This window comes from Nocardioides sp. NPDC058538 (assembly GCF_042719275.1).
Classification (GTDB): Bacteria; Actinomycetota; Actinomycetes; order Propionibacteriales; family Nocardioidaceae; genus Nocardioides.
The window spans coordinates 48,632-66,741 of sequence record NZ_JBHXNY010000006.1; the positions used below are offsets into that span (position 1 = coordinate 48,632).

At 67.8% G+C, this 18,110-nt stretch carries 22 protein-coding genes; 5 read left to right on the forward strand and 17 right to left on the reverse strand.

What is annotated here, in order from left to right; translation table 11 throughout:
- Positions 1-6: 6 nt before the first annotated feature.
- From ACFWQC_RS07425 to ACFWQC_RS07445, 5 genes are read right to left on the reverse strand one after another with little or no spacing between them, the layout of a single operon-like run.
- Complete coding sequence (locus ACFWQC_RS07425) at positions 7-585, reverse strand: DUF1349 domain-containing protein (protein ID WP_378675236.1); 579 nt, start codon at positions 583-585, stop codon at positions 7-9.
- A 6-nt stretch (positions 586-591) separates the two neighbouring features.
- Positions 592-921, reverse strand: coding sequence for a nuclear transport factor 2 family protein (locus ACFWQC_RS07430; protein ID WP_378675239.1), 330 nt, complete (start codon positions 919-921; stop codon positions 592-594).
- A 35-nt stretch (positions 922-956) separates the two neighbouring features.
- Positions 957-1,355: a low affinity iron permease family protein gene (locus ACFWQC_RS07435; protein ID WP_378675242.1), complete on the reverse strand. Its 399-nt coding sequence runs from the start codon at positions 1,353-1,355 to the stop codon at positions 957-959.
- 29 nt (positions 1,356-1,384) lie between these two features.
- Entirely contained in the window at positions 1,385-1,714 is a 330-nt protein-coding gene (locus ACFWQC_RS07440) for a branched-chain amino acid transporter permease (RefSeq protein ID WP_378675245.1), read from the reverse strand.
- On the reverse strand, positions 1,707-2,429 hold the full coding sequence (locus ACFWQC_RS07445; protein ID WP_378675248.1) for an AzlC family ABC transporter permease: 723 nt from the start codon (positions 2,427-2,429) through the stop codon (positions 1,707-1,709). Before ACFWQC_RS07445 ends, ACFWQC_RS07440 begins: the two co-directional genes overlap by 8 nt.
- A 63-nt stretch (positions 2,430-2,492) precedes the next feature.
- Between ACFWQC_RS07445 and ACFWQC_RS07450 the strand changes: the two genes are divergently transcribed.
- Positions 2,493-2,945, forward strand: coding sequence for an Lrp/AsnC family transcriptional regulator (locus tag ACFWQC_RS07450; protein WP_350838185.1), 453 nt, complete (start codon positions 2,493-2,495; stop codon positions 2,943-2,945).
- Position 2,946: 1 nt separating this feature from the next.
- Here ACFWQC_RS07450 and ACFWQC_RS07455 read toward each other — a convergent pair whose 3' ends face one another.
- Entirely contained in the window at positions 2,947-3,609 is a 663-nt protein-coding gene (locus ACFWQC_RS07455) for a TetR/AcrR family transcriptional regulator (RefSeq protein ID WP_378675252.1), read from the reverse strand.
- A gap of 97 nt (positions 3,610-3,706) precedes the next feature.
- Between ACFWQC_RS07455 and ACFWQC_RS07460 the strand changes: the two genes are divergently transcribed.
- Positions 3,707-4,612 (forward strand): SDR family NAD(P)-dependent oxidoreductase, encoded by a 906-nt coding sequence (locus ACFWQC_RS07460; protein ID WP_378675255.1) that lies wholly within the window; start codon positions 3,707-3,709, stop codon positions 4,610-4,612.
- 30 nt (positions 4,613-4,642) lie between these two features.
- Here ACFWQC_RS07460 and ACFWQC_RS07465 read toward each other — a convergent pair whose 3' ends face one another.
- Positions 4,643-5,443 carry a helix-turn-helix domain-containing protein gene (locus ACFWQC_RS07465; RefSeq protein WP_378675258.1) on the reverse strand — a complete coding sequence of 267 codons (801 nt, stop codon included), beginning with the start codon at positions 5,441-5,443 and terminating at the stop codon, positions 4,643-4,645.
- A gap of 116 nt (positions 5,444-5,559) precedes the next feature.
- Between ACFWQC_RS07465 and ACFWQC_RS07470 the strand changes: the two genes are divergently transcribed.
- Positions 5,560-5,913, forward strand: coding sequence for a nuclear transport factor 2 family protein (locus ACFWQC_RS07470; protein WP_378675261.1), 354 nt, complete (start codon positions 5,560-5,562; stop codon positions 5,911-5,913).
- A 123-nt stretch (positions 5,914-6,036) separates the two neighbouring features.
- Here the strand turns inward: ACFWQC_RS07470 and ACFWQC_RS07475 are convergent, their stop codons facing one another.
- Complete coding sequence (locus ACFWQC_RS07475; RefSeq protein ID WP_378675264.1) at positions 6,037-8,361, reverse strand: arylsulfatase; 2,325 nt, start codon at positions 8,359-8,361, stop codon at positions 6,037-6,039.
- 154 nt (positions 8,362-8,515) lie between these two features.
- Positions 8,516-8,968 carry an Lrp/AsnC family transcriptional regulator gene (locus ACFWQC_RS07480; protein ID WP_378675267.1) on the reverse strand — a complete coding sequence of 151 codons (453 nt, stop codon included), beginning with the start codon at positions 8,966-8,968 and terminating at the stop codon, positions 8,516-8,518.
- 106 nt (positions 8,969-9,074) lie between these two features.
- On the opposite strand from ACFWQC_RS07480, the gene ACFWQC_RS07485 reads away from it, so the two are divergent.
- Positions 9,075-10,019 (forward strand): SMP-30/gluconolactonase/LRE family protein, encoded by a 945-nt coding sequence (locus ACFWQC_RS07485; protein WP_378675270.1) that lies wholly within the window; start codon positions 9,075-9,077, stop codon positions 10,017-10,019.
- A gap of 125 nt (positions 10,020-10,144) precedes the next feature.
- Positions 10,145-12,469 carry an arylsulfatase gene (locus ACFWQC_RS07490; RefSeq protein WP_378675273.1) on the forward strand — a complete coding sequence of 775 codons (2,325 nt, stop codon included), beginning with the start codon at positions 10,145-10,147 and terminating at the stop codon, positions 12,467-12,469.
- Positions 12,470-12,558: 89 nt separating this feature from the next.
- Here ACFWQC_RS07490 and ACFWQC_RS07495 read toward each other — a convergent pair whose 3' ends face one another.
- The 8 genes from ACFWQC_RS07495 to ACFWQC_RS07530 all read right to left on the reverse strand — a co-directional run bounded on the left by ACFWQC_RS07495 (position 12,559) and on the right by ACFWQC_RS07530 (position 18,055).
- Positions 12,559-12,891, reverse strand: coding sequence for an ArsR/SmtB family transcription factor (locus ACFWQC_RS07495; RefSeq protein ID WP_378675276.1), 333 nt, complete (start codon positions 12,889-12,891; stop codon positions 12,559-12,561).
- Positions 12,888-13,361, reverse strand: coding sequence for an SRPBCC domain-containing protein (locus ACFWQC_RS07500; RefSeq protein ID WP_378675279.1), 474 nt, complete (start codon positions 13,359-13,361; stop codon positions 12,888-12,890). Before ACFWQC_RS07500 ends, ACFWQC_RS07495 begins: the two co-directional genes overlap by 4 nt.
- 26 nt (positions 13,362-13,387) lie before the next feature.
- The gene (locus tag ACFWQC_RS07505; RefSeq protein WP_378675282.1) at positions 13,388-14,626 is read right to left on the reverse strand and encodes an MFS transporter; all 1,239 of its coding nucleotides are present in this window, start codon (positions 14,624-14,626) and stop codon (positions 13,388-13,390) included.
- 232 nt (positions 14,627-14,858) lie between these two features.
- Positions 14,859-15,485: a hypothetical protein gene (locus ACFWQC_RS07510; protein WP_378675285.1), complete on the reverse strand. Its 627-nt coding sequence runs from the start codon at positions 15,483-15,485 to the stop codon at positions 14,859-14,861.
- Between the two features lie 20 nt (positions 15,486-15,505).
- Positions 15,506-16,066: an alpha/beta hydrolase gene (locus ACFWQC_RS07515; RefSeq protein WP_378675288.1), complete on the reverse strand. Its 561-nt coding sequence runs from the start codon at positions 16,064-16,066 to the stop codon at positions 15,506-15,508.
- A 54-nt stretch (positions 16,067-16,120) separates the two neighbouring features.
- Positions 16,121-16,414 carry a DUF1330 domain-containing protein gene (locus tag ACFWQC_RS07520; RefSeq protein ID WP_378675291.1) on the reverse strand — a complete coding sequence of 98 codons (294 nt, stop codon included), beginning with the start codon at positions 16,412-16,414 and terminating at the stop codon, positions 16,121-16,123.
- Between the two features lie 186 nt (positions 16,415-16,600).
- Entirely contained in the window at positions 16,601-17,413 is an 813-nt protein-coding gene (locus ACFWQC_RS07525) for an APH(3'') family aminoglycoside O-phosphotransferase (protein ID WP_378675294.1), read from the reverse strand.
- A 102-nt stretch (positions 17,414-17,515) separates the two neighbouring features.
- Positions 17,516-18,055 (reverse strand): VOC family protein, encoded by a 540-nt coding sequence (locus ACFWQC_RS07530; RefSeq protein WP_378675296.1) that lies wholly within the window; start codon positions 18,053-18,055, stop codon positions 17,516-17,518.
- Positions 18,056-18,110: the final 55 nt, after the last annotated feature.

Genomic DNA, 18,110 nt, shown 5'->3' on the forward strand with positions numbered 1-18,110 from the left:
CGCCGATCAGTGCAGGCCGACGTCCGCCGAAGTCGTATGCCAGGCGTGGAAGGCGATCGTGAGCCCCGACCGCGTGGGAGCACAGGTGAACGGCCCAGCCTCCACGACGAGGTCCGGCGCGAACGGGACCAGTCGGACGAGCTGAAGCGAACCACCGTCGACCGCGGCCCGGATCGTGAGCGCGTCGCCAGACCGACTGACCCGCATGAGGACCCTGCGGTCGCGCCAGTCGGGCACCGGCGCCAGTGACCAGTCGGACCGACCATCGGTGACGACGGCACCGAGCTGCGGGCGGCCGTCGGCGTACTCGACGCCGGCCTTGACCCAGTGCGTCTCGCTGACGCGTACGAAGATCCCGGCCTGGTCGAACTGCTGCGAGAAGGCGGCCGTGAACTCGACCTCGACCGCGGTGTCTTGGTCGAAGGGAGCCAGCAGGGCGTGCTCACTGTCGTGGACGAACCCGTAGGAGGTCGTACGCCACGCGTCGCTCCCCTCGGCGGCGGTGACGAGCAGGTCGGAGCCGCGCTCGACAGCGGAGACGGGCGGATGGGTCCAGCGCCCACTCCCCCAGCGGATCGAGGTCAAGGCGGGTCAGCCCTCGCGAATGGTCATCTTGGTGAGCCGGTCGCCGTCGATGTCGAAGACGAACTTCGAGCGGCCGTTGGCGTGGGTGGAGCGCCACTCGCCGATCACGGTCACGCTGGCGCCCATGGCTTCGACCTCCTCGACGGCGAGGGTTCCCTGCGCGCCGATGAACTCGTTGTCGCTCCACCCCTTGATCTGCTCTCTTCCGGTGAAGACACGGCCCCAGTCGTCGACGGCCCCACTCTCGGTGAAGGCGTCGAGGAACGCGGACTCGTCATGCCGGTTGACGGCCTCGATGAAGGCCGCGACCGGCTCAGGGATCGTCTGCTCGGTCATGTGCGCTCCTTCTCAGCGGGTGATCTCACGAGTATTCAGTGTCGCTCCTCGAGCCCCACGGCCTCGCGCAGGATGCGCACCGAGTCGGCGAGCTCCTCGTCGTCGCGAGCCCGGGACTCCATGAGATCAGATAGCGCCGAGGCGATCACGTTGAGCTTCTCGTGGGAGGCCTCCTCCGAGCGCCGCCCCGCGTTCTGGAGCAGCACCAGCAACAGCAGCGACAGGACCGAGGAGCCCGTGTGCAGGGCCAGCTCCCACTTGGTGCTCGAGGACCAGAACGGGAGACTCACCACCCACACCACCAGAACACACACGATTACATAGAAGAACGGAGCGTGGCTGACCAACGAGGTGACCACCTCCACGAAGCGTTCGAACCCGTTCCGTCCGTCGCCTCGCTGACGAGATTTCCTGGCCTTGTTCTCTACGGTCATGCGCACACGGTAGTCCGGATCGCCGCCGCTCAGGCCGCGAGGACCGAGGTGACCAGGACGTAGGCCGCCGTGCCGGCGAAGATGCTCAGCGTCATGCTGCCTCGCCACAGGTGCAGCCCGATCGTGATCGCGAGGGCGAGGGCGGCCGGCGCGACCGAGGTCACGACGACAGGGTCGGTGTCGCGGAGGGTGTAGGCGGCGAGGATGACCATCACTCCGACGGGCATCCGGTCGCCGATGTAGGACAGGAGCTCGCTGTGCCGCAGCGGGGCGAGCATCGCGAACGGAGCCGCGCGAAGGGTCCAGGTGACGGCCGCGGAGACGAGGACGGCGGACAGCACGTACCAGGGATCAGTCACGCCTGCTCCTACGAGCGGCCAGGACGTACGAGCAGACCAGCGCGACACAGAACATGCCCATCGCGATCAGCAGCATGCTGTCTCGCGAGATCAGTGCCGCGACGATCGCGCAGCCCAGAGCGAGAGCCGAGATCGGCAGAGACCGACGGACCTTGTACGCCTCGATCCCCAGCACCACGAACAGTGCGGTGACGGCGAAGTCGAGGCCGACCACCTGCGGCGGGATCAGGGAGCCCAGCCCGGCGCCGGCGGCCACGCAGAGCACCCACGCCAGGTGGAAGAACGCCTGGATGCTGATGATCCGCGTCCGCGACCAGCCGGCCGCCTCCGGCGTCGCGGTGAGCGCGTACGCCTCGTCGGTCAGGGCGAAGGTGCTGTAGGCCCTCCACCCGCGGCCGTGCACCCGGTGCATCGGGAACGAGATGGCGTAGAAGACGTGCCGGAAGTTCACCAGCAGCGTGCTGACCGCGATCTGCGCCAGCGGAGCCGCGGCGGCCAGGAGGCCGACCAGCAGGAACTCCATGGAGCCGGCGAACACGACCGCGCCGAGCACCGGCGCCCACCACCAGGCGAGCCCGGACTGCACCACCAGTACGCCGAGCGCGAGCCCCAGCGGCACCACGGCGACACACGCGGGAAGCACGGTGCGCCACCCGGCGGCGACCTCCTCGCGGGTCCTCGCGGGCTCCCGGTGCGCCGTCTCCATCACCTGCATGCAGCAAGCCTAGGAAAGTTCTGACGTCCTTGGGTTGCCCATTGACGATGCTAAAGTGCCGCTGTGCGCAATGATCATGCGATCGATGACCTGGATCGAGCAATCATTGCCGAGCTCGAGGATGACGCCCGGCTGAGCAACGCCGAGCTGGCCCGACGGGTCGGACTCACCCCGGCGCCGTGCCTGCGCCGCGTACAGCGCTTGGAGCGCGACGGCGTGATCAAGGGCTACCACGCCAGCATCGACCCGAAGAGCGGCGGACGCGGGTTCGAGGTCATCGTGGCCATCGACATCGCCGTGAACGACGGCAAGACCATCGAGGACTTCGAGACCGCCGCAGTCGCCGTCCCCGAGGTCACCGAGATGCGCCGCATGCTCGGCCAGCCCGACTACTACCTGCGCGTCCAGGTCGCCGACCCCGATGCGTACGAGGCGCTCATCGTCGGGACCATCTCCCGGCTGCCCGCGGTGAACAGGCTGCTCTCGCACCAGACCATGCGGCTGATCAAGGGGTAGGTCAGCGCGGCAGCACGCCCACGAGCGACGCGGTGAACGAGGTCCGCAGGGCGTCGCGCAGATCCAGATGGAGTACGCCGAGGTCCGGCTCGTCCGCATAGGCGGCGAGGACGCTGGGCGGCGGCGGCACGTACGCCGCCAAGGCACCCGCCGAGATCAGGCTCATCATGCAGAACGTCTGGGCACCGTCGCCGAGCTCGGGCAGGTGGCGGCGCACGAGCTCGAGCATGGTCGTGAGGTTCGCGTGGGTGGAGCGCTTGTGACGCTTGACGACCTCGACCGAGACGTTGTGCTCGAGGACGCCGCCCTGCGCGCCGAAGAGGTCGCAGAGCACCATCCGCTCCGCCAACGACCGGCTCAGGCCCTCGGCCAGCTGGTCCGCCCGCACCTCCGGTGACGCGTCGGCCTCGATGCCCGCGGCCAGCTCCTCGGCCAGCTCCTCGAGCCACGCCCCCAAGAAATCGTCGAGCAGCTCGAGCAGCACCGCCTCGCGCGACTCGAAGTAACGCAGGACGTTCGACTTGGCCAGACCTACCCGCCGACTGAGCTCGTTGAGACTCACCTCGGCCACGGGCATCTCGTCGAGCATCGCCGCCGCCGTGTCCAGGATCGCGCGGCGGCGGATCTCTCGTTGCTCGTCGCTCCGCGCCCGTTGGAATGTCACAGCCCCAGCCTAACTTAAAGACCGCCGGTCCCTTGACATTAGACCACCGGTCTCTTAAGTTGTCGTAACAGACCGATGGTTCTTTAAGGAGCGGACAATGAGCGAGACCTGGACCGAGCAGCACATCCCCGACCAGCACGGCAGAGTGGCGATCGTGACCGGCGCCAACACCGGGCTGGGCTATGAGACCGCCCGGATGCTCGCCGGCCACGGAGCCCACGTGGTCCTGGCCGTGCGCGACGTCGAGAAGGGGAAGCAGGCGGCCGCGCGCATCGACGGTGACGTCTCCGTCCAGGTCCTCGACCTGACCTCCCTGGACTCGATCCGGTCAGCAGCAGCCGACCTCCGCGCCGCCCATCCGCGGATCGACCTCCTGATCAACAACGCCGGCGTGATGTACACGCCGAAGCAGGCCACCGAGGACGGCTTCGAGCTGCAGTTCGGCACCAACCACCTGGGCCACTTCGCCTTCACCGGGCTGCTGCTGGACCGTCTCCTCCCCGTCCCCGGCTCCCGGGTCGTCACCGTCAGCAGCCTGGGCCACCGCATCCGGGCCGACATCCACTTCGACGACCTGCAATGGGAGCGTTCCTACAGCCGCGTCGCCGCGTACGGCCAGGCCAAGCTCGCCAACCTGATGTTCACCTACGAGCTTCAGCGCCGGCTCGCACCGCACGGCACCACGGTCGCGGTGGCCGCTCATCCCGGCGGGTCCAACACCGAGCTCGCCCGCAACACCCCCGCCGCACTTCGGGTGCCCTTCGCCGTGCTCGCGCCGCTGCTCGCCCAGACCGCCGAGATGGGCGCCCTGCCCACGCTGCGCGCCGCCACCGACCCGGCCGTCATCGGCGGCCAGTACTACGGGCCCGGCGGCCGGGGCGAGGTCCGCGGGCATCCGAAGCTGGTGACCTCCAGTCCCTTCTCCTACGACCTGCAGACCCAGCAGCGGCTGTGGACCGTCTCCGAGGAGCTCACCGGCGTACGTATGCCCCTCGACAGCTGACCCGCATGCCCAGGCAACGGTGGCGACTGGTCACAGGCTGAGCAGCTGTCGCGTCCGGTCGTCGGCGGGGACGAAGGTCTCCAGATGGAGGCCGTTGAGCGTGACGTCGGCGGCGCTCTCGATCTGGCTGGCGACGCTGAAGAAGCGCAGCACGTGGTCGCCCGCGTCGACCTCCAGCGGGACGACCGGGTCGGCCAGCGGCCGGGCGGACGGCACGGCGGCGGAGGGGTAAGCGGTGACCTCGTCCCGGAGCGCGACCAGGGCCGGGTCACCGCCGGTGTGCGTGATGCGTTGGCCGAGCTGGTGGAGCAGGTGGGCGCGCCAGACGGGCAGGTTGCGGATGCGCAGGGCGAGTCCTCGCGGATGCAGGCAGAGCCGGATCACGTTCAGCGGAGGCTCGAGCAGGCTGGGGTCACAGCCGGTGAGCAGGCCGTCGACGGGCTCGTTGGCATCGACGATGTCCCAGTGGTCATCGAGGAGCAGGGCCGGGTACGGCGCGTGGGCGTCCAACAGGCTGCGCAGGCCGGCCATCACCGGCGCAAGCTCGTCGTCGTCGGTCGCGCGGTGCGGATAGCGAGGGGCGAAGCCACCGGTGAGCAGGAGCCGGTTCTGCTCGGCCATCGGCACCCGCATCACCTCGGCCAGTCGGACGATCATCTCCGGTGTCGGCCGGGAGCGCCCGTTCTCGACGTAGCTCACGTGCCGTGTGCTCACCTCGGCCTGAGTGGCGAGCGCAAGCTGGCTCAAGGACCGCAGCTCGCGCCAGCGGCGAAGCTCGCTGCCGACCGACGCTGACGGTGACGGTGAAGGTGACGTCGCGGTTGAGATCACGGCCCGAGGCTAGCCAACCCGGCATCGCAACGGCCATGACCTCAGAGGTTATCGACCAGCGCACCGACCAGCGGCGAACCTTCTCGTGGCAACCGATCCGAGAGAAGGAAGACACCATGAACGACATCGTGACGCGCTACCTCGACACCTGGAACGCCACCGACGAGTCGGTGCTCACCGAGCTGCTGGCCACGCACTGGTCCGACGACTGCGTCTACGTGGACCCGCTCGCCGACGTCCAGGGCCGCGAGGCCGTCGGGGCGACCATCCAGGCCGTACGCGCGCAGTTCCCGGACTTCGTGTTCACGCCCGTGGGCGCCGTCGACTTCCACCACCAGCAGGCCCGCTTCCAGTGGGGTCTGGGACCGGCAGGCGAGGAGCCTGTCGTCATCGGCTTCGACGTGGTCGTGGTCGACGAGGACCAGCGGATCCGTGACGTACGCGGCTTCCTCGACAAGGTGCCCGCCTGAGATCAGGCGCGTGGCAGCACGCCCATCTCCGCGCCGCCACCGACCAGGCTGTCATCGGCGGCTACGGACCCGGCGGCTGTGGACCGTCTCCGGGGAGCTCACCGGCGTACGCATCCCTCCTGCTCAGTCGCGGGCCAAGGCTGCCAGAGCTTCGGTCTCGAGATCGAGGTAGCTCTCGTCGCTGACGTCGACCGCGACGCCGAGGATCTTCCCTCCGGTGAACGTGAACGGCGCCCGGTAGCTGCGGCTGACCGCATCGGCGCTGTCGAAGCCGACACAGAGGCCATCGCCGCACAGGGTGAACTTGCCGACCTGGGCGCGCATCTCCCCCGTGGCCACGATCTGGTCGTCGACGTACAGGTTGGTGGTGCCGACGGACTCCTTGTACCGCCCCGCGCCTTCGCGGATGAACTCCATGCCCAGCGCGTGCGGTCCCGGGGTCAGCGGCTCGGAGACGAAGGTCTGCTCCGGCGGGATGCCGAGGAAGTTGTAGACGTAGTGCAGCTTGCCGTCCTGGAGGAACAGCGCGTGGCCGCCGAACCGCGAGCCGTGCGCGAAGATCACGCCTTCGGCACCGTCGCTGATGTCGACGTCCGCGATGATCTTGTAGGACCGGCCGCGCACGCTGACCGCCACGCCCTCCGGAACCGCGCCGCTGCCCGGGTAGTAGATGTATCGGTTGCGCGCGGGCTCGGCCTGGGGTCGTTCGACGGTGATCATCTCCATCGCGGAGCGGTCGTCGAGCGGGAGTCCGTGATACTTCTCGGCCTCCTCGAACCAGGCCGCGACCAGTTCCTGCACCTTCTCCGGATACTGCTCGGCCAGGTTCTTCGACTCCGACCGGTCCTCGTCGACGTGGTACAGCTCCCACCGGTCCTGATCGAAGTGGCCCTTCCCGGTCAGCGGCGCGTGGGTGGCGGCCGCCTTCCAACCGTCCTGCCAGATGCCTCGGGTGCCGAGCATGCAGAAGTACTGGCGCTTCTTCAGGGTCGGCGCGTCGGCTGTGTCGAAGCTGTACGCCATCGACACACCCGGCAACGGCTCCTGCTCCACCCCGCGATAGACCTCCGGCATCTCGAGACCGGCGAGCTCCAGGATGGTCGGCACGATGTCGGTGACGTGGTGGTACTGGTGCCGGATCTCGCCCCTCGCCCGGATGCCGGCCGGCCAGTGGATGACCAACGGGTCACACGTTCCACCGGAGTACTGGCTGTACCGCTTGAACATCTGGAACGGCGTGCTGAACGCCGCCGCCCAGCCGGTCGGGTAGTGGTTGTACGTCTCCGGCGAACCGAGCTGGTCCAGCATCGCGAGGTTCTCGGCGAGCTCGTCCGGGTAGTTGTTGAAGAACTTGTTCTCGTTCACCGAGCCGGCGTCCGACCCCTCCCCTGAGGCCCCGTTGTCGGCGCAGTAGAACACGATCGTGTTCTCCAGCTGACCGGTCTCCTCCAGGTAGTCGACGACGCGGCCGACCTGGGCGTCGGTGTACTCGCTGAACCCGGCGAAGACCTCGGCCATCCGGGCGAAGAGCCGTTTCTCGTCGTCGCTGAGCTCGTCCCACGGCGTGACGTGGTCGGCCGGGTTGGCCTGGTCCTCAGCCACGGGGTTCCACGGGGTCAGCTCGGTGCCCTCGGGCAGAATGCCCCTCTCGATCATCCGGGCGAGCACCCACTCGCGGTAGACGTCGTAGCCGTCGTCGAACGCGCCCTTGTACTTGTCGATGTAGTCCTGCGGCGCGTGGTGCGGCGCGTGGTTGGCACCGGGACAGAACCACATGTACCAGGGCTTCGACGGGTTGGACGCCTTCTGGTCGCGCAACATCTTGATCGCGCGGTCGGCGAGGTCCTTGGAGAGGTGGTAGCCCTCTTCGGGCGTGTAGGGCTGCTCGATGTAGTGGTTGTCCTCGGCCAGGTCGGGGTACCAGTTGTTGGTCTCGCCACCGAGGAAGCCGTAGAACCGGTCGAAGCCCTGCTGAAGCGGCCACTGCTGGCGGCTGCCACCGGCGGAGTTGTCCTCCTCCGGGACGTTGTGGTTCTTTCCGAGCCAGAACGTGCTGTAGCCGTTGTCCTGCAAAATGTGCCCGATCGTGGCGCACTCCTCAGGGATCCGGCCGGCCTGACCCGGGAACCCGTTGGTCCCTTCCATGATCGAGGCGACCCGGTTCGTGGTGTGGTTGCGGCCGGTCAGCAGACATGAACGGGTCGGCGAGCACAGCGCGGTGGTGTGCCACTGGGTGTAGGTCAGCCCGTTGTCGGCCAGGCGCTGCAGCGTCGGCATGTTGACCCGACCGCCGTACGGCGACCACGTGGCCATGCCGGTGTCGTCGTAGAGGACGACGAGCACGTTGGGCGCGCCCTTCTTCGCTGCCGGAAGCACGTACGGGGACCAGTCCGGAACGGAGTCCCGGACGTCCAGATTGATGACGCCGTTGAATTCCTTGTCAGCCATGACTCGTCCTCTACTCAGCGGATCCGGGCAACCACCGACCACCACGAGACGTACGCCAGGACTGAACCTGCACCTGAGGAGGTCGGCCACGTCCACCCTTGGCGCACCCTGCCATCACTGCTTCACCCGGTTCGAGTGAGTCACCCCTCGGGTATCAGACCTGGTCGACGACCAGCGGCGAGAGCGGCCGCTCGAAGAAGGTCTCCAGAACCACCGTCGCCTGCGTTCCGCTGACGCCCTCGATGGCGTAGAGCCGGCGCAGCACGTCCTGCAGCTGCTCGGTGGTCGCGGTCCTGACCTTCACCAGCACCGAGGCGCTGCCCGCGATGATGTGCGCCTCCACGATCTCCGGAAGCTCGGCGAACGCCTGCGCCGAGTCCCCCATCCACGACGTCGAGTCGACCATGACGTACGCCAGGACGCCGCTGCCCACGGCGGCCGGGTCCACGTCGGCGGTGGTGCGCCGGATGACGCCGCCCTCACGCAGCTTGCGTACACGCTCGTGAGCCGCGCCCGCGGAGAGGCCGACGGCTCGGCCGAGCGCGGCGTAGGACTGGGTGGCGTCGCGCTGGAGCTCGGCCAGCAGCTCGCGATCGATCTGGTCCACAGGTACTCCATTCAGAAATATCTTGCGCGAACCGTACCTCATCTTGCAGTCTTCGCTTCAGGCCGATTCAGGTTCGGTCTTCCGATAAGAATGAGGAGTGGACTCCATGAGCAGCGATCGCCCTGGGCTGTACGAGATGCTTGACGACCGGTTCCGCACCGGGCGGTGCATGAACGGTGACGAGGCACTGGAGGTCCTGTTCACCGGCTGCCGCTGGGCCGAGGGGCCGATCTACCTGCCCGCCTGGCGCCAGGTGGTCTGGAGCGACATCCCCAACGACCGGATGCTGCGCTGGGACGAGGAGACCGGGAACGTGGGCGTCTTCCGCCGCACTGCCGGGCACACGAACGGCAACACTCTCGACCGCGAGGGCCGGCTGATCACCTGCGAGCAGGGCAACCGCCGGGTCACCAGGACCGAGCACGACGGCACGATCACCGTGCTGGCCGAGCGCTGGCAGGGCAAACGCCTGAACAGCCCCAACGACTCGACGGTGAAGTCCGACGGCTCGATCTGGTTCTCCGACCCCGACTTCGGCATCACCAGCGACTACGAGGGTTACCGCGCCGAGAGCGAGATCGGCTCCAACAACGTCTATCGGATCGACCCCGCGACCGGCGAGGTCCGCTTGGTCGCGGACTGCTTCGGCGCCCCGAACGGACTGGTCTTCTCCCCCGACGAGCGCCAGCTCTTCGTCTCCGACACCCGAGCAGGCAAGATCTGGGTCTTCGACGTACGCGAGGACGGCACCCTCTCCGACGGATCGGTCTTCGCCGAGGCCGCAGCCCGCGACGACGCCCGCTTCGACAACCTCCGCTTCGACGACGGCGGCCGGCTCTGGGCCGCCGCGATGAACGACGGCGTGCACTGCTACGACCCCGACGGCACCCTCATCGGCCGCCTGAACGTCCCCGAAGCCGTCTCCAACATCTCCTGGGGCGGCGCCAAACGCAACCGCCTCTTCATCACCGCCGAGACCAGCCTCTACTCGGTCGTCATGGGCGTCACCGGCACCCACCCGACCGGCCCCGGACGCCGGCCCTGGCGTTAGCCGATCGCGGCCGCCCTCCACGATCAGCTGAGCGATGGCTTCGGGTCCCTCACCTGAACCGGGGGATGCGACCGGACCCGCCAAGAGATCAGTGTCTGGAACACACGACCAGGGACGGAGACGAGATGGCCAAGCAGTTCAAGGGAATCGTCAATCTCGACGTGCGGGACTCGGTCCCGGACTGGACGCCCTTCCGCGAGCCGCCGGCCCCGGAGGGCGCTCCCAACGTGCTGCTGGTTCTCTACGACGACACCGGCATGGCCGCGTGGTCACCGTACGGCGGCCGCATCAACATGCCGACCATGCAACGCCTCGCCGACAACGGCCTGACCTACACCCAGTGGCACACCACGGCGCTCTGCTCGCCGACCCGCTCCTGCCTGCTCACGGGACGCAACCACCACGAGAACGGGTTCGCCCAGATCGCCGAAGGCGCCCAAGGGTTCCCCGGCCACACCGGCCACATCCCGATGGAGAACGCCACCATCGGCGAGGTCCTGCGCGAGAACGGCTACAACACCTTCTGGGTCGGCAAGAACCACAACGTCCCGCTCGACGAGTGGGCGGTCGGGGCGAGCAAGCGGAACTGGCCGCTGGCGCGCGGGTTCGACCGCTTCTACGGGTTCATCGGCGGCGAGACCAACAACTGGTTCCCGACCTTGGCCGAGGACAACCACTACATCGACCAGCCCTACCTCCCCGAGGACGGCTACCACCTCTCCAAGGACCTTGCCGACAAGGCGATCTCGTTCATCGCCGACAGCTTGACCTCAGCACCGAAGAAGCCGTGGTACCTCTGGTTCTGCCCCGGCGCCAACCACGCTCCGCACCACGCGCCGAAGGAGTACATCGCGAAGTACGCCGGCCAATTCGACGACGGCTACGAGGCCTACCGCGAGTGGGTGCTGCCACGAATGGTCGAGCGCGGCATCCTTCCCGAGGGCACGGAGCTCACCGACATCAACCCGCTGCCCGGCGAGGCTGCGCAGCCGATGGACCACGTACGGCCCTGGGAGTCCCTCAACGACGAGGAGAAGCGGCTCTTCGCCCGGTTCGCCGAGGTCTACGCAGGGTTCTCGGAGTACACCGACGCCCAGGTCGGTCGGATCATCGACTACCTCGAGGAGACCGGCCAGCTCGACAACACGATCGTCATGTACTGCGCCGACAACGGCGCCTCCGGGGAAGGAAGCCCGGACGGCACGGTCAACGAGAACAAGCTCTTCAACGCCTATCCCGAGGACCTCGATCAGAACCTCTCGATGCTCGACCAGCTCGGCTCCCCGGACACCTACAACCACTATCCGACCGGCTGGGCCACGGCGTTCTCCACGCCGTTCAAGATGTTCAAGCGCTACACCTACCAGGGCGGCGTCGCCGATCCGCTGGTCATCTCGTGGCCGAAGGCCATCGCTGCGCGCGGCGAGGTGCGCAACCAGTACCACCACGCCGTCGACATCGTGCCCACGCTCCTCGAATGCATCGGGCTGGAGATGCCGGAGGAGGTGCTCGGGTACACTCAGTCGCCGCTTCCGGGCGTCTCGATGAAGTACAGCTTCGGCGCGGATGGACCGACTCAGAAGGTCATCCAGTACTACGAAATGCTCGGGACCCGAGCGCTGTGGCACGACGGCTGGCACGTCGTCGCCCGGCGCGCACCGAACGCCGGCGGCACCGCGGCCGACCTTGTCAACGACACCTGGGAGCTCTACCACTCCGAGGCCGACCGGTCAGAGGCCCACGACCTCGCCGCGGAGGATCCTGAGAAGGTCAAGGAGCTGGTCAACCTCTGGTACGTCGAGGCCGGCAAGTACGACGTACTGCCGCTCGACAACCGGTCCATCGCCGACCTGGTCAAGGAAATGCCGGTCGCAGACATCCCGGAGGGCGGCATCTATCGCTACTACCCCAACACCTCGCCGGTCCCGGAGTTCGCGGCAGCGGAGATCCGCGGCCGGTCGTTCAAGATCCTTGCCCAGGTGGAGCTCGAGGCCGATGCCGAGGGCGTGATCATCGCGAACGGCGCCCGCTTCGGCGGGCACACGCTCTTCATCAAGGATCGAAAGCTCTGGTACGCATCGAACTTCCTCGGCATCCCACCCGAGCAGCAGCTGGTCTCACCGGCCGAGCTGGCGCCCGGAGCGCATGTGCTCGGGGTGGAATTCTCCAAGGAGAGTCACGGCGAGCACCAGCAGGCGATCGGAACGGCGACGCTCTACGTCGACGACCAGGCGGTCGCCAAGGGCGACTGGAAGACGCAGCCCGGCCACTTCGCGCTGTGCGGCGAGGGGCTCACCGTGGGCAAGGACGGCGCCGACCCGGTCTCGCGGGAGTACTCGTCACCCTTCGCTCTCACCGGGGCCAAGATCAGGGTGGTCGAGGTCAACATCGGCGACGACGTCTACCTCGACCTGGAGCGCGACTTCCACGCCGCGATGTCTCGAGACTGATGAGGATCCTCCCGTCCGGCGGGACGTGACTCATCTTCGGCCGTGTGATCGAGCAGACCGATCACACGGTCGAAGGCCGTTGGGCGTCATCAGAGGTTCTCGGCGATCTGCTTGATGGCAGCAAGGCGACGGTCCCACTCGATGCCGATGGCATCGAGGCGTCGGGCGACGGTGCTGAGTCCGGAGCCGACGACCCGATACTGGACCTCACGCCCGGCCTGGACGGTCTCCACCAGGCCGACCTCGTGCAGGACGGCGACGTGTTTGGCGATGGCTTGCCGGGTGATGGGCAGGCGCCGAGCGAGGGCGGACGCCGAGGCGTCGCCCTCCCCCAGAGCGGCAAGGATGCTCCATCGGCTCTCGTCGCCGAGTGCGCTGCAGATGTCGACCACGACCTGGTCCACGATATCGCCGTTGTTCATGAGGTCTGCTCGAGGAGGGCGACGAGCTTGTCGAGCTCCTCGTCCCAGCCGCCACGATGGTCTGTCATGAGCCCTGCCGGGTCGCTGGTGTGCTCGAAGCCCGTCTCGACGACGGTGAGCTGAGTCCCGCCAGGGGTTGCCTCGAGGGTGAACCGGAAGACCGTCGAGCGCTGTTCGTCGACCGCCTCCGGCAGCGGACCCTCCTCGTTGCACCAGCGGTAGGACACCTCCGAGGGCGGATCGAAGGTGTCGACCCGGATCGGCACTCTGCGCTCACCCGGCCAGCCGATCGTACCCACGGCGCCGACGCCGACACCGGTGAGAGTGATCTGGCCGAACCACTGCGAGATCAACTCGGGCTCCGTGACGGTTCGCCAGACCTTCTCCCGGGGGGCCTCGATGTGGATCGTACGGCGCACGGTGAACGTGTCGGCCTCGATCTCGGCCAGCGGGTTCTGTGTGTTCTTCATGAGTTTCCTTTTCTCTCGTGTCGGCATCAGCGGATGGCGACGAGTTCTGGTTCCGGTGTCCGATCTGGTTCGGTCGAAGTTGAGGACGCGGGACGCAGCGAGCGGCTGGCGATCGCGGCGGCGACGGCGACGGCGGCGAGGACCGCAGCGGTGAGGAGAGCTGCGTCGATGCCGCCGACGGTGAGCGCCTGCCCTCCGGTGAAGGCGCCGATGGCGTCACCAAAGTTTCCGGCGGAGGCGGGCAGCGACGCCGCGAGGATCGCACCAGGACCGGCGAGGCGTTCGACGCGGTGCTGCCACGGGGCAGTGATGCCCGCGCTGCACATGCCGAGGCAGAGGACCGAGAGAACCGCGACGACGGCGCTCGTCCCCCACTGGACCATCGCGAAGAGTGACGCCGCGGAGCCGACGGCGCCGACTGTCAGGGCGCATGCGGCACCGATGTCGGCGAACCTTCCACCGGCCAACGACCCGACTGCGGCGGCGATGCCGTAGCCCATCAGGCAGGCTCCGATCCAAGGCCCCGAGACCTCGGCCACACCACCCAGGAACGGGACAAGGTAGGTCAGCGCCGCAGAGACGCCGGCGAACAGCAGCACGCCGACCGCCAGCACCGCGAGCACGCGCGGGGCAAAGGCAAGCCGCAGCTGGCCGAGCATTCCGACCTCGCTCGCTGCAGGAACCCGGGGAACCACCAGGAACGCGACCACAAGGGCGAGCGTGGACGCCAGGACGACGGCGAGGAACGATGCCCGCCAGCCGACGGCTTCGCCGAGGAGCCGGCCCAACGGCATTCCCACCGCGCCGGAGACGGCGAACCCGGAGATCACCACCGCCATCGCTCGGCCAGCCCGTTCCGGGGGCACGATCGCTGTCGCCGTGGTGATGGCGGCCGCGATGAACAGCCCCTCCACGGCGCCGATCACGACCCGGGCGGCGATGAAGGCCTCCAAGCCGGCACCGAGCGCGGGAAGAAGGTTGAGCCCGGTGAATGCCGTGATCGCGGCCAGCAATACCGTACGCCGGTCGAGGCGGGCGGTGAGGAAGGCGAGAAGCGGGCCGCCAACCGCGATCCCGAGGGCATTCGCCGAGACCAGCACGCCCACCGCCGGGACCGGGACGGCCAGGTCCTCAGCCATGAGGTCGAGCATGCCCATCACGAGCATCTCGGCACACCCCATCACCAGCGTTCCCGTGAACAGCGCGCTCAGCGCGATCGCCGCTCGTGAACCGCCCGTTACCGAACACCCCTGTCGATGAGACATCTTTCCCCCAGGCATCTGCAACCCAATGGTTGCATGCCACTCTGGCACGCCTCACGCCGAATAGCAACCCCAAGGTTGCACTAACAGTCCTGGGTGACTTCGGGCTCCCCTGGCGATCAGACCTCCGACGTGGAGAGGGCGTCGACCAACCACACGTTCCGTTGCCCCAGCAGCTTCGTCATGTACCGGGTCAGCACGAGGGCGTTCAGCAACCGCCCGACCGAGCGGGACCTCAGTGGTGAGCTCGATCCGTGGCACCTGCCGATCCTTGGCGGGGCTCAGCCACGCCGATGTCTGATTCTGGGCAGAGCGATCCTGCGGCATGCCCCATCAGCAGCTTGGGGTAGTAGGACCAGGCGAACCATGGCGCGACGGTCGAGCGCCCCAGTGCACGGTCGAGAACGAGACCACCAGCGGTCAGAGCCAGCCCCAGGCTGCGCCGATGGGTCGGGGAACGTCGGATGATGGCGGTGGACAGCATCATGTAGCCGTACTGGGCCGCAGCCCAGGCGACGACGTTGTCGCGGGCACCCACGCGATGGTCCGCCCAGGCGACCACGGCAGGATGTCCGTGCAGCGCTGCGAACCTGAGGTGATCGGCATCGCCCTGGCCGGCACGCTCGTACCATCGGACGGACGCGCGAGTGTTGTTCACATACGCGCCACCGATCAGGTCGGCAGCCAGTACGGCCATGGTCGTCGTCGACCCGCCGCCCGCTCCACTGCGCTTCGCCCACATCGCTGCCCCGGCCAGTCCGACGACTGCGGACCCGAGGGCGATCGTGGTGTTCGCACGAGTGGCTTCCGGTCCCACCAGGTTCGCCCAGCCACGCTTGACGGATTCGGCCCATACGCTCATCGGTTGCCTCCAGAGGCGGTTCAAACGGTTGGGTGGCTCTCGGCAAGGTCCTGCGCGGCGGCGATCACCTCGGCAGAGTTGGTGATCATTGGTAGGTGCGCGCTGGCGATCTCGGTCACGCCGCTTGCGCCGAGCCGCCCTGCGTAGCCTCGCTGCATACTGACGGTCAGCTCGGCATCATTGGTGGTGACGACGTACTTCTTGAGCGGCACCGCGCGCATCGCGTCGTGCCCCGTCGTGCGGGTGGTGAAGTACTTCACCGGCTCGGGTTCGAGGTCGGCGATCAGCCGCTGCACGGTCTCTTCGTCGAGCCCCGCGGCGAGGCCCTTGCGGATCACTGACTCGGGTGGTCGGGTTCCCGCGACGCGGAGGATCAGAGGACGAACGACCTTGTTGGGGAACGGCAGCGACGAGGCGAAAGATCCACCGGAAGCGGGGATCACGGCGGCGACTCCGAGCACTGCGGCCACTCGACCCGCGGCGAGCCGTGCCAGCTCCGTGGCGACCACGCCTCCAGCAGAGTGAGCGACGACGCCAAATGATCCCTCACCCGGGCGCTGCTGCCCTCGGGGTAGCCGCACGGGCCCGGATGCCGAGGCAGGGCTCCTTCACCCCGGCGTCGGTCACGACCTCGGTCAGTCGAGGCCTTCGACGATGCGGAAGTCTCGCTCGACGCCGCCGGCGAGGGCGGCCAGCGCCTCCTGGTAGGCGGCGCTCTCGTGCGTCGCGACGGCCTGCTCGAAGCTGTCGAACTCGATCAGGACGGTGCGCTCGGCGATTCCGGCGTCATGCGCCTCGACCCGACTGCCACGACTGAGTACCCGACCGCCCCCTGCCTTGACGGCCTGCGGGGCCAGCTTGTTGTAAGCGGCCAGCTTTTCGGGGTCTGAGATGGTGCGGTAGGCGCTGACCCAGTAGCCCTTGGGCATGGAACCTCCAGTGTTGGGTTGAGGCGGGGACGTGTCATGCCCGCTCAGTATCACCCATGCGGATCACTCCGACGGCCCCCACTCATGAGCTGCGCCATTCGCCGAACCCCAGCGGAGCCACCGCTCGATCCGTGAGCGACGCGCCGGATGGGGTAGCCGCGGGGCGTACCGCTATCGCCTGAGTGTTCAGCCAGGCCAGGTCAGTGGGTCGAGACGCAGATAGAAGCTCCGACGCTCGGCGTCGAGACGGATCCCGTACAGCTCGGCGAACTCACGATCGGCCCGGGAAGCGGTGGCCTCATCACGCCATGTCTCACGAGCGTTCCCCAGCAGCAGCGCGATATCAGCGTACGGATCCGCACGACCGAGCCGCCCCAGGTCGATCAGTCCGGATACGCGCATCGTGTCCGGATCCACGAGGATGTTCGGAAGGCAGAGGTCGCCGTGGCACACGACAGACGCGCCGCGTTCTTGAACCGTACGCTGCGGCAGCTCGTCCTCGATCCCGTCGAGAATCATCGCCGGCGGCACCTGCTGCAGCTCTACTGGCAGGAACTCAGCCTGGGCCCGACCCGCGGCCACCACCTCACGTGCGAGCGGCATCATCGTCCCAAGGCCCCTGTCGAAGGGACACTCCTCCACAGGAAGGCCGTGCAGCGTACGAACGATCTCGGCGATACTCGGCCAGGCGCGTCGAAGCGCAACGGCATCCAGCTGGTCGGCCGAGACTCCGGCCACCGCACTGGTGATCAGGCACGCGCCATCGCCTGTCAAGCGCCAGTCGAGCACAGAGGCGACGGGGAGACCTTCCTCGCCGAGCCAGGTGATCCGCTCTCGTTCCGCAGCCAGGTCCTGCGCCGCAGCAGGAACGACTTTCGCATAGCGCGCCGCCTCACGGTCATGAAGAACAGTGGCACCGGATTCTCCGCCGGCGACCGGCGACCACTCCGCGTCGTCAGTCGGCAACAGCCCCGACGCGATCAGACCGTCGACAGTCATGACGCGAGTATCTCCCGCAGAGGCTCGGGCCCGGAGGTTCACCCGTTGAAGCGGAACTCCACCGCGTGCGGCATGGAGCAGCCTCTGGCCGATCGGCCCGGGTCAGCGGTGCGAGCCCTGCGGGTCACGCAAGTCGGTCATCGCTTCCAGCAGCGTGTCGTGGATATAGGCGAGCTCGGGCGACTCATCATCCCATCCCTCATCGGTGCCCTCGGCCGCCCACTCGTTCTCACCGTCCTGGGCATCCCAGACCGCATCACCGTGCTGCCAGATCCACCACAAGTTCGCGCTCGCGTCCTGCACGCGGGCGAACTGGGTGCCGAAGAAGTCGGTCGGCTTCGTGACCAGACGCGCCCCACGCGCGAGGGCGCGCTCGAGCACCGCGTCGAGGTCATCGACATAGACCTGGAGCATGCTCGGCGTGAAAGGCCAGCCCGGCTTGCGCTCGGCGAGCATGATGGTGGTCGTGCCGACGCGCACCTCGGCCTGCAGAAGGAGCCCGTCCTCATCGATGGTGCGGGCCTCTGCGCGTTCCTCGCCATCAAAGACCTCAATCACGAACCGGGTCAGTTCAACGGCGTCTGCCGTGATGATGAAGGGGTTTACCGTGGCATAGCCCTCGGGGGCGGCGGGTGCAGACATCGTTTGCTCCTGTCCTGGTGGTGGATGCGATGTCCTCAGTCCATCACCGAGCTAA